This window comes from Sphingomonas sp. (assembly GCF_003248515.1).
Classification (GTDB): Bacteria; Pseudomonadota; Alphaproteobacteria; order Sphingomonadales; family Sphingomonadaceae; genus Sphingomonas_I.
Genome location: NZ_QFOB01000022.1, coordinates 35,592 through 43,143 on the forward strand (window position 1 = coordinate 35,592; position 7,552 = coordinate 43,143).

At 59.5% G+C, this 7,552-nt stretch carries 5 protein-coding genes; 4 read left to right on the top strand and 1 reads right to left on the bottom strand.

Annotated elements, in window-relative coordinates; translation table 11 throughout:
• The first annotated feature begins 46 nt into the window (after positions 1-46).
• The 4 genes from DI605_RS20585 to DI605_RS20600 all read left to right on the top strand — a co-directional run bounded on the left by DI605_RS20585 (position 47) and on the right by DI605_RS20600 (position 6,498).
• Complete coding sequence (locus DI605_RS20585; protein WP_293977532.1) at positions 47-703, top strand: sigma-70 family RNA polymerase sigma factor; 657 nt, start codon at positions 47-49, stop codon at positions 701-703.
• The gene (locus DI605_RS20590) at positions 696-1,757 is read left to right on the top strand and encodes a FecR family protein (RefSeq protein ID WP_293977533.1); all 1,062 of its coding nucleotides are present in this window, start codon (positions 696-698) and stop codon (positions 1,755-1,757) included. The genes DI605_RS20585 and DI605_RS20590 overlap by 8 nt, the downstream gene beginning before the upstream one ends.
• Positions 1,758-1,855: 98 nt before the next feature.
• On the top strand, positions 1,856-4,453 hold the full coding sequence (locus tag DI605_RS20595; RefSeq protein ID WP_293977535.1) for a TonB-dependent receptor: 2,598 nt from the start codon (positions 1,856-1,858) through the stop codon (positions 4,451-4,453).
• A complete protein-coding gene (locus DI605_RS20600) occupies positions 4,453-6,498 on the top strand; it encodes an Atxe2 family lasso peptide isopeptidase (protein ID WP_293977537.1) in 2,046 nt (681 codons plus the stop codon). Before DI605_RS20595 ends, DI605_RS20600 begins: the two co-directional genes overlap by 1 nt.
• Before the next feature lie 20 nt (positions 6,499-6,518).
• Here the strand turns inward: DI605_RS20600 and DI605_RS20605 are convergent, their stop codons facing one another.
• Complete coding sequence (locus DI605_RS20605) at positions 6,519-7,421, bottom strand: asparagine synthase-related protein (protein WP_293977539.1); 903 nt, start codon at positions 7,419-7,421, stop codon at positions 6,519-6,521.
• Positions 7,422-7,552: the final 131 nt, after the last annotated feature.

Genomic DNA, 7,552 nt, shown 5'->3' on the forward strand with positions numbered 1-7,552 from the left:
TCCTTCCAGGCATGATGATGGGCTCATCCGTCGCAGTTGAGCGCAGTTGTTGGACAATGCCCGCCACCTTTGGGTGGTTCAGTCATGCTATGTCTTGTTCAAATCCGCTGCGGCGCTTTTGCATGTTCAGATCTCTTCCGGTGCGGCTGATCCCATGTATCAGGCGCAAGAAAGCGACGGCGCGTGCGCGCGCGTACCTGCCCTATATGACGAGCACGAGTTCGAAGCCGTCTACCGCCAGGAAGCACCGAAGCTGCTGTCTTTTCTCCGACGGCGGATATGGCTCGAGGATGATCGGCACGACATGGTGCAGGAGGCCTTCACGCGGCTTGCAGCATCCCGGTCCGCCTCCGCCTGGAGCAATCCTGGAGCCTATCTCCATGGGATTGTGCGGCACCTCCTGGCGGATCGCGTGCGGGCATGGGCGAAGGCCCGGTCCTGGGATCCGGTGATCCATGCGACCGAGCAGGAAATCCCGGGGCCGGATGCTGCGGTGGAGTTGAACGAAATGCGGGAGCGATATCGCCTGGCAGTTGACGGTCTCCCGCCAAGGACGAAAGAGGTATATTTGTTACACCGTGCTGAAGATCTCGGATATAGACAGATAGCGACGCAGCTGGACATCAGTATCCGAACCGTGGAGTGGCATGTGGCGGAGGCCATTGTGCGCATCGGCAAGAGCATTGGGAATGCCAATGACTAAGAACGAGCCGCCGGAGGGTATGCCGCGAATGGATCAGTTGATGCGCGAGGCTTCGTTGTGGTTTGCTCGGATGCGAGGTCCTGATGCCAAGGCCTATCAGTCCGACTTCGAGCATTGGCTCTCGCTCGGCGCCTCGCATCGCGACGCCTATGAGCGTGCTGGCGAAGTATTCGCAATGGGGCGGTTTCTGGCCGCCCAGAGGGAAGAGATCGAGGCGCAGGCCAACGATAACGAACCGGCCCGGCACCGCTGGACGTGGGCTGCCATCGCCGCCAGTCTGTTGCTCGTACTCGGGGCCGGAGGCTGGTTTGCAACTGAACGTCGCGGCCCAGCGGGTGGTGTAACGCAGGTAGCCCAGTTGTCCAAAGGCCCAGCTGTCGAGCAGGCGCGATACGACACGGTCGTCGGCGGTCGGCGGAACGTCCGGCTGGGAGACGGTTCGGTCATCGAGCTTGACGAAGGCAGCGAACTATCGACCAATTTCGGCGCGACGAGGCGGGAACTCAGGCTTGAACGCGGGCGCGTCCGGTTCGAGGTGGCGCACGAAAGTCGCCCATTCATCGTGTTCGCCGGTGGCGGGAGCGTCACGGCGCGGGGAACAGTGTTCGACGTCATACTGGGGACCGATAGGCGGGTAACCGTCAGGCTGCTTCAGGGAGCGGTCGACGTGGAGCGGCCGGAGGGGCCCAGGGGCAGCAGCGGCGCTGCTGCCGTAGCCCGGCTCGAGCCGGGCGAAGTCTTGAGCTATGCCGCGATAACACCTGCTGCGCTGCCGGGTCTTACGGGCAAGACCACGGTCGAGCCGACAACGCCCAAGCCGGACCAACCATTGATCCGGGAATATGAGCGCACCCCGCTGTCCGCTGTCATTGCCGAAGCCAACCGGGACTCCTCGACGTCCATCAGACTTGGAGATCCGGGTATCGGTGCACTGAGGGTCAGCGGTCGGTTCCGCGTGGACAATGCCGATCAGGTCGCCGATCGGCTTGCGGTGCTGTTCGACCTGGATGTCGAACGAACCAAATCGGACGAAATTACCCTTCGAAAGAGATAGCAGGAGTTTTTTTCACCCCCTACCCCGTAGATTGCGGTTTTGTTGCGATGCTCTCTGAGAATCCCGCCAGACTGTCGGGAATATCAAAGGGGGCAAGAATGGTTCGAATGCGGTCTCGGTTTCGTGGTGTGCTCCTGGCTGCGGTGGCGATCGGTACTCTGGCGCCGCTTGCTCCGGCGTACGCACAGGCACAGCACCGCATCGAATACAACATTGCCGCCGGCGATCTGGGCGAAGCGCTCAAAACCGTGAGCCGTCAGTCGGGTAAGGAAATCATCTTCACTTCCGAAGCGGTGCTGGAGCGGCCCGCGCCGGCGCTCCAGGGAACCTATAGCGCCGACGAGGCCGTCCGTTTGCTGCTGAGGGGATCAGATCTCGTGGCGCAGTTCCGGAGGGACGTCATCATCATCCGGGGGCGATCGGAGCCGTCGGGCGATCTAGCTGATCACTCGGCGGCCCAAGCGGACATCATCGTTACGGGAAGCCACATCCGTGGTAGCGAGGGGACCTCGCCGATTGTCGTCTTCACCAAGAGCGCCATCGAGAAGCGCGGAATAAGCGATCTAGGAACCTTCGCCCGCAGCCTCGTCCAGAACTATTCAGGGGGACAGAATCCGGGGGTGGCCGCCGGGGGACAGGGCGGCTCCGAGAATGTCACCTCCTCATCGGCGCTGAATTTGAGGGGTCTGGGTCCCGATGCCACGCTGACTCTCTTTAACGGCCATCGGGTGGCATATGACGCCATCAGCCAAGGTGTCGATATTTCGGCGATACCGCTTGCCGCGGTCGAGCGGGTCGAAGTGGTGACCGATGGATCGTCGGCGCTCTACGGATCAGACGCCGTTGGCGGCGTCGCGAACGTCATTCTGCGTCGCGACTATGACGGGACGACGATATCGGCGCGGCTGGGAGGCGCTACCGACGGCGGCGACTTTGAGCAGCAGTACGATGTCGTAACGGGAAGACGATGGGAGACAGGTGGCTTCATGGCTGCCCTTAACTATCGTCATACCACGCCCATCCGCGCCGGAGATCGGTCGTACACCCGGTCGAACCATCCCTCCGAAACGCTGCTGGCCGGTATGACGCAATACAGCCTCGCAGTCGCGGGTCATCAGCGAATTTCCGACGGCGTCAGCCTCGAACTGGATGGCCAGTATAGTAAGCGCGACAGCGCTTTGTGCGTAAACTACACCGCCACGGACGGCTGCCGTGCCTCGGGTACCGACATCGACGTAGACACACAGTCTTGGACTATCGCTCCAACGCTCAAGGTCGCAGTCGGCACGTCTTGGGAATTGCGGCTGGGAGCAGTCATTGGCGAAAGCCGCGTCAACCAGAACGCGGACGTCTCCTTTGATGGAACACTTTTACTGACCCAGAAGGGAATCTACACGAATCGCATTCGCTCCCTCGAGATCGGGGCAGAAGGACCATTGTTCCAACTCCCCGGCGGGGACGCTCGCGTTGCGGTCGGCGGAGGAGTCCGGGACACAAAGTTCATTGTCGATGTCGTGACTATCGAAGGCGGCAGGACCGATCCAGCACTCGCCTTCAAGAGGAGCCGACCCGTATATTATGGCTTCGGCGAGGTCTCGCTGCCGATCATTTCGCCTTCCAATGACATATCATTTATAGATCGGTTGAGCCTGAACGCCGCCATTCGCTATGAAGATGTCGGAAAAATCGGCGACGTCGCGACGCCGAAGCTGGGGCTCGTATACTCCCCCGTCAGAGACATCGCGTTCAAGTTCAGTTGGGGAAAGTCGTTCAAAGCGCCAACCCTCTATCAGTCCGGACAGCCCAGGCAGGGCGCTTCTCAGGTTGGCGCAACTTTCTTCTTGCCGCCAAGCCCTGTACCCGGGGCCGTGCTCTATCTCATCGGTGGAAATTCAGAGCTGAAACCTGAGCGGGCGTCGAACTGGACCGCCACGACGACATTGACCCCAAGCTTCATCGAAGGGCTGACTGTCGACGTGAGCTACTTCCGGATCAAATACAGGGATCGCGCCGTCTCGCCCATCCCTCTTAACTCGTTGGCTTTCTCTCCGATCTACAGCGCTTATGTCACTTTGAATCCCACGCGCGATCAAGTCTTGGCGGCTTTGTCGGGCCTGTCTGCCGTCTTTGACCAGGGAGGGGGCGACCCGAGAACAACGAACGTGGGCGCCATCGTCACCAACTATCTCCAGAACGCCGCCCGTCAAAAAATCGAGGGTGTCGATATCGCAATCGACTACGCCTTCGAACTGAGCGAGAGTGATCATTTTCATTTAACGGGTGCCGCAAGCTACCTCAAAAGCAGGCAGCAGCTTTCGGCTGATCAGCCCACGGTCCAACTCGCGGGGATTCTCTTCAGGCAGCCTCACTGGCGAGCGTCATCGACGCTTGAGTGGCAGCGGGATCGCTTTTCGCTGTCTGGCGTGCTGTCCTATATCGGCGGTTCGCTCGATAATCGCGTTGAGCCCTTCGACCGTGTCAGCTCTTTCAAGACGGTTGATCTCATCGCGCGTTTCGAAACCGGAAACGCAGGCGGTCCGTTCGCGAATATGACGTTTCTCGCCTCTGCCCTCAATATTTTCAATAAGAAGCCCCCGTACATCCGGACGATCAGCCCCATCGGCTACAATTATGACTCAAATAACTTCCCGAGCGTCGGGCGCTTCCTAAGTCTATCGGTTGCCAAGAGCTTCTAATGCGTATCCTCGTTTTGGGGCGCGCGGCTGCGCTAGCCTGTCTATGCGCTTGCCCGCCGTCGATCAGCGCAGAAAGACTGAGCGCGCCGACAGCGGCACCCTCGATGGATAAACCGAAGTCTCTCGCCGCAGGAGATCTCGTTCGGCTGACGGATATCGGACCAGCTTACCCTGAACCTGGGCAGAGTGTATTCAGCGTAGCGCCGGGCGGAAAGAAGATCGCTTTTCAGGTCAGAAGGGCTGATCCGGATTCGAACCGATATGATCTCGCCGTTCTCGTCGTTGATGTGGATGGCGGGAGCCAGCCAATGACGATCGATGCAGGCGGAGAGTTCATACCGCAAATCGTCCAGGGCATCGGAGGGGCCACCGTAAGCACTGGCTACGCGGCCGCGATCCCGATCGTCTGGTCCGATGACGGAAGATGGATCTACTATCTGAAAAAATCGGATGGGATAGTCCAGGTTTGGCGCGGATCGCTGGACGGCAGCGCCAGCGAGCGCCAGACTTCAGAGGCAAGGGACGTAAAGGATTTTGTTCTGTCTTCCGATGGGAAGCGGGTCGTATACTCCACCAGCGCCCCCGATCTGATCAAGGAAAGGCTCCGACGTGAGGAGTCCCTCAGAGGATACCGGTATGATGAGCGGTTTATACCGCTGTTTGCCAGCGGGCCCGAAGCATTCCCGACCGACACGATTTCGATTCGAAGCGTCGATCTCGAAACGAGAGCGGCGGGTCCTGCGTCGGCAGATGATGTAGCGTCGCTTCTCGCCAAGGGCACCGCCAGCATTTCGCTTGAGGCTAGGTCCGCGCAGGGGCGTGTAGCGTCTGCAAGTTCGGAGACCAAGCCGGGAAGGACGGAACCGACGGAAATTTCTGTCCGCGGTCCAGGCCGAGAAACTACGCTTTGCGCTGATATCCATTGCAGCGGGGCGACGCTTCTGTGGTGGGCGGAGGGTGGCCGCCGCTTGCGCTATATTCGACGGGAAGGCTGGGGCCGAGAGGAGACAGCTGTCTATGAATGGCAGCCCGGTCGAACACCGCCGAAACGCCTATATGTCACAACGGACTTGCTGGTTGGTTGCCAGCCTATCGAGGATAACCTCCTGTGTGCCCGCGAGGAATCCCACGCGCCGCGACATCTCATTGCGCTTGATCCCGCCAGCGGGGTCGTCAGGGTGGTCTATGATCCCAATCCGGACTTCAGCAGATTCACACTTGGTCGGGTCGAACGCCTGAGATGGCGTAACGATTTCGGCATCGAGACCTTCGGCGACCTGGTATATCCCACTGGCTATGAACGCGGGCGCGCATACCCCCTGATCGTCGTTCAATACACCTCCCGCGGGTTTCTGCGGGGCGGCGTCGGTGATGAATTTCCAATTCAGGCATTCGCCAACAGGGGCTACGCGGTGCTCAGCGTACAGCGGCCTGACGGGCGGAACCTTGTGCCGTTATCAGCGACGATGGCGGGGTATGAGCGCGAGCTGATTTCCGGATTCAAGGACCGGCGCAGCGTGTTGTCTTCGATAGAAGTCGCAGTGCGGTTCTTGGTGAACCGGGGTATCGTCGACCCTGAGAGCGTCGGGATTACTGGCCTTAGCGACGGGTCGTCGACGGTCCAGTTTGCGGCGGTCAACAGTAAGACGTTCAAGGCTGGGTCGGTAAGCGGCTGCTGCTGGGAACCGTTCCAGGACGCCTTTATCGGCCCCGGTGCTGCTCAGGCGTTTCACGAAATTGGTTGGCCGCAGCTGGTCGACTATGATGCGGAATTCTGGTCCCACATATCGCTCATTCACAATGCCAGACGGATGTCGATGCCACTACTGATGCAGCAGTCGGACGACGAGTTCCGCGCCGCTATCGCCAGCTACACCGCCATGAAGCAGGCGGGGAAACCGGTTTCACTTTTCGTTTTTCCTGGCGAGCATCATGTGAAATGGCAACCCTCCCATCGTCTAGCCGCCTATGAACGCAATTTGCGGTGGTTTGATTATTGGCTCAAAGGCGTTGGTAGCGCAAAGGAGTGGGGGCTCGACAACTGACTACGTCGAGCCGCTCGGTCCTATTCAGGAGGGTGGGTTCGTATCTTATCTCTCGATCTCCAATGATCAACCCATGCTTCGGTATCGACGAACATGAGCAATCTCATGATCTCGTCGCCAGTGGTTTGATGGCTCGGTCGTAAAGCGCGCTCTAATGCGGTCCGTTCGATGATGCCATTGGTTGCCAGGAAACCCTCGAGCAGCCTCTCCCTGACCTCGTCGCGACGTTGGTGGAATATCTCGAACATGAACCCTTGGGGGCTTCCCTTCACTCTCCGTTCGAGGACCGATGCAGGGAGCGATTGCCGGAATGCCTTGCGCGCGACAGCCCTGTCGTAACCACCGTCGCATTGGTACCATGTCGGTATTCGAAGACAGAGCTCCAATATTGGCTGCGAGGCGAGCGGATGCAACACTGGAACGCCTCCCCGCTCGCCATATGCATCAAGCGAGTAATGCATTCGCAGAATCATTGCTACGTGCGCTGCCTTTCCGGGCAGCTTGATGCCTTGGGGAATGGCGAGCCAAGGATGGTCGATGGGCGTTTTCGAAAGTGTTTCGAGCGCGTCGCTCGCGATGAAGCTTGCTTCTTCTCGCCAGATGTATCCGGTCGCGGCGTTGCGCCAGGCCGCAACGCCTTGTGAAATTGCTTGCAGGGCGGTTGCACCGGTCAAGCTGCAGATGTCCCGAAGTGTCCCCAGCAGGCCCGTTGAAAGCCCGTTCACTGAGTAGCGATCGGCGAGAGAGCGTGCGGAACGGCTCATGTGAAAGACGTTATCGCCCCCATTGCCCGTGAAGATTGCGGTTGCGCCGACGTCGGTGGCGACCTTCACCGCGGTCGCATCAAAGGACTGGGCGTCCACACGCCCGCCCGGGGTAGGAAGATGGCTTACAGAGGATTTGTTGAGATCGATGTGTTTCAAGGAGTAGCACTCTTCAAACACGGGTTTGCCCAGTGACGTGCTCCCCTGAAACTCCGCCAGTTTGAGCTAGAGTCCGGCTTCGTGAGGAGACGGACGTGAAGAAGACCAGGTTCAGCGAGGAGCAGATCATC

Bases quoted from the DNA above. Each gene is read 5' to 3' on its own strand.
- DI605_RS20590 (WP_293977533.1), top strand. From the start codon at position 696: ATGACTAAGAACGAGCCGCCGGAGGGTATGCCGCGAATGGATCAGTTG.
- DI605_RS20595 (WP_293977535.1), top strand. From the start codon at position 1,856: ATGGTTCGAATGCGGTCTCGGTTTCGTGGTGTGCTCCTGGCTGCGGTG.
- DI605_RS20600 (WP_293977537.1), top strand. From the start codon at position 4,453: ATGCGTATCCTCGTTTTGGGGCGCGCGGCTGCGCTAGCCTGTCTATGC.